The 873-nt window shown below is 60.6% G+C and carries 1 protein-coding gene and 1 pseudogene; one reads left to right on the top strand and one right to left on the bottom strand.

What is annotated here, in order from left to right:
* A partial coding sequence (locus MCRY_RS22445; protein WP_139834175.1) for a CYTH domain-containing protein occupies positions 1–414 on the bottom strand: 414 nt, incomplete at its 3' end.
* Positions 415–572: 158 nt separating this feature from the next.
* On the opposite strand from MCRY_RS22445, the pseudogene MCRY_RS22450 reads away from it, so the two are divergent.
* A pseudogene (locus MCRY_RS22450) lies at positions 573–873 on the top strand (acetylornithine deacetylase); the annotation flags it as partial.

An 873-nucleotide genomic window follows, 5' to 3' on the forward strand; every position in this document is an offset into this window, starting at 1 on the left:
TTTGCCGCGGCCCCAAGCGATTTCGGCGCGTTCGCGCACGAAGTCGGTGGTGAAGATTGGCTTGAGGGTTTTCTTGTCCAGCTCGGCCAGTTGCTCGGGCCAGCATTCGCCGTCGAGTTTCTTGACGTCGAGCTTGGCTTTGGGCAATTCCCAGTTGTATTCGTTACGTTCCGACAAGCCAGCGACGCTTTGGCCACGGGTCTTGAGGGTCTGGATAATGTCGTCACCGTCCTTGCGCAGGCGCAGGGCAACCTTGGCCTGGGCCAGGTCGCGCTCGGGGGTGTCGAAATACTGGTTCATCAACTCACGGCGTTCCCAGCCACTTTTGTTGCGTTTTTTCAGTAGCGGGTGCTCACGCAGCGCGGCGAGTGTTTCGCGGCTGACGCGGAGCTTGATTTCGGTTTCTTTCTGCATGGCCGGAAAATCCAGGATCGGGAGCGCAGCCGGGGAAAAGAGTGGCTGCCAAGGTCGTGCAGTGTACAGGACTGAGCCCGGCAGCGCGCCGCAACGGTTTATTGTGTCGTGCAGATGCCTCTATAGTGAGGTTCATCCGGGAAGTAGGGAGACCGCGCATGCCGTTGCCGTCCATGAAAGAGCAATTCGCCGCCTTGATTGCCGCGCCGTCGGTCAGTTGTACCCAGGCGTCTCTCGACCAGAGCAATCGCCCGGTGATCGATCTGCTCGCCAGTTGGCTGGGCGACCTGGGATTCGCCATCGACATCCAGCCCGTCAGCCCCGGCAAGTTCAACCTGTTGGCCAGTTTCGGCAGCGGCCCGGGTGGCTTGGTGCTGGCAGGTCATAGTGACACCGTTCCTTATGACCCGGCGCTGTGGAAGACCGACCCCCTCAAGCTGACGGAAGTCGATGGCCGCT

The organism is Marivita cryptomonadis (assembly GCF_002115725.1).
GTDB lineage: Bacteria > Pseudomonadota > Alphaproteobacteria > Rhodobacterales > Rhodobacteraceae > Marivita > Marivita cryptomonadis.